This is a genomic window from Luteibacter sp. Sphag1AF (genome assembly GCF_014192715.1).
GTDB lineage: Bacteria > Pseudomonadota > Gammaproteobacteria > Xanthomonadales > Rhodanobacteraceae > Luteibacter.
This window is the reverse complement of the sequence record NZ_JACHYH010000018.1, coordinates 1-2,176: the sequence shown is the minus strand read 5'-3', so window position 1 is coordinate 2,176 and position 2,176 is coordinate 1. Positions and strand designations below refer to the sequence as shown.

At 62.4% G+C, this 2,176-nt stretch carries 2 protein-coding genes; both read right to left on the bottom strand.

The window, feature by feature from the left end; genetic code table 11:
* The coding region (locus tag FHW69_RS18865) for a hypothetical protein (protein WP_183424652.1) at nt 1-287 on the bottom strand (287 nt) is incomplete at its 3' end.
* 221 nt (nt 288-508) lie between these two features.
* Nucleotides 509-2,176 (bottom strand): hypothetical protein (locus tag FHW69_RS18860; protein ID WP_183424651.1); only part of this gene is annotated, 1,668 nt, incomplete at its 5' end.

The window sequence follows — 2,176 nt, the reverse complement described above, 5'->3', positions numbered from 1 at the left end:
TGAATCGTCACCACCCCCACCAGCTCCCCCGTCGAATCCCAGTACACGCTGACCGAATCGGCCGGCGCCAGGGGCGTGGTGAAGCGACCGGTCTGAACCAGGATCTTCGGATACTCACCGCTCAGATGCGTGGCGTTGATGCCACCGAACGGCGCGACTTCCGGCATCGTGGGCGCGGGCCACTCCAACGGTGACGGCGGTACGGCCGGAGCAGTGAACACCAGTTTGGCCATGCCGTGCTCTGTGCCGGGCGAGGTGACGTGAGACGACTTGGGCAGATCAGACATGGGCAGGCTCCTGACAGGATCGAACCCTGATCCTACTCAGCCCCTCACACCCTGCCACTCAGCCATCGGTTGTAGGCGCGGACGATGCATCATGCGAAGCCGCGACGCGACCATCGTGATGCGGATGACGGGACGTCCATATGCATGGCCGGTCGCGTGCATGGTCTCCCGGAGACCGTTTGCACGCGACCGGCTTCACCGTGTTTACCCGCAGCGTCGTGTCATGGGGTGAAATAGAAGTTGGTAACCATGAATATGCCGCGGACAAAGATGGCCTTGATTCGCTTTCCCGGATAGGGGATCAGCGTCACCGTTCCGATTGACTCCATCAGGCTGAGATTGTCCATGGCCAGCTCGCCTGTATCGTCGGTGGCGGTAATCAGGAATGGCGGGTAGTTCCATAGCATAAATTCGAACGTGACCTTGCTATAGCTGTTCTTGAGGAACAATCCGGCCACGCGCTCGTTCGGAAGCCCCTCCTCGGCGGACTCGCCAAATGAAGTGAGCGGGTGTCCGGGAGGCTGAAGATTGGATATCCGGAGGTTCCCGAACTGGGGCGATTGCCGGTAGATGGTCATCGTCGGCGCTTCGAGCGGATTGTTAAAAGGAATGAGTGTTCCAATCGGCAGACTGGAGAAATCCTCAAACAAGGGCACCGGTGCGGTGGCCTGCACATTCAACACATATTCCGGCGATGGGCCATCCAGACGGCCATTGCTGTAGCGTCGGATCGTGTAAGTCACCCGGACGGTCAGGCCGGCATTCGCCGCGATGGCGACGGCGGGAATATCGAGGTCGATGTAAGAGCCCGCTTCCGTCGTCACCGTTTTTGAAACATCCACGGTCCCCGCGCCGACTGTACCTTTCCAGTGCACGGTTACCACGTCGTTCACCGCCAGCGCTGCACCCACCGGAACGCGCACCGTCGCCTTGGTCGCGTCACCGGGCAGCGTATTGCCTGCCCCCGCTTCCAGCACGCTGGGGGCCGGCAGCGGACTGGTTGCCGTGCCAATCACGAAGGTGGTCGAGCCGCCCTGACGGGCGGGCTGACCTTGATGGGTGATCGTGTAGCTGACGGTGACCTGACGACCTTCGTTGCCGGTGATGTACTCGACGCCCACCGGAGAAACGACCTCCGGCCTGGCGGGGTCCACGGCGTGGATGTTGCTGTACGGTAGCAATGCGTTCCAGTACACGTTGGCAAAGTCGCCATGCACCGCCCCGCTGTAGTCGGTGCGCACGCGGATGTTGGTGCCAGTGGGTGCGCTGGCCGGGTCCAGATAGCCATTGACCACATGATCCACCAGCGGCGGCGGCAAGGTGATCACGCCGCCAATGCGCAATTCCAGCGCCCGGGAGGTGGACTTCATGCCGGAGGCAAAGTGCGTCACGGTGTAATACACGCTCACCGTATAGCCCTTGATCAGCTCGATTTCGGCACGGGTCAGCGTGAACACCAGCGCCTTGGGAACGGGCGTCACATCGTTGCCGGATACATCCCTCCCCTCCGTCTTGAACCACGTCGCCCCGCCGGGGGCCGTGGCCGTCCAGTAATAGGTGACCTCATCGCCCAGTGCCATCAGCGGATACGGTCCCAGTTCCAGATGGGCCAGGCCATCGGTCAGCGCTTCCGGATCGAGGGCGCCGTCACGCGCTTCCCGAACACTGGGCGCTTGCAGCGTCACAGCCTCACCGGTGACGATCAGGTTGCGCTGGACGGAGCGCTTCGGCCCCGTGCTCTTCAGCACTTCGTAGTACAGCGCCACGCTGCCCTGTGGCGCGAGACCCGCCACGCGCTCATTGGGAACGACGAAGATCAGGAAACTGTCGGTCGTCGCTGTCTCGTCGATCGGTCCATAGGGAAGCTCCTGGCCGTCGGCGGTAAGGCC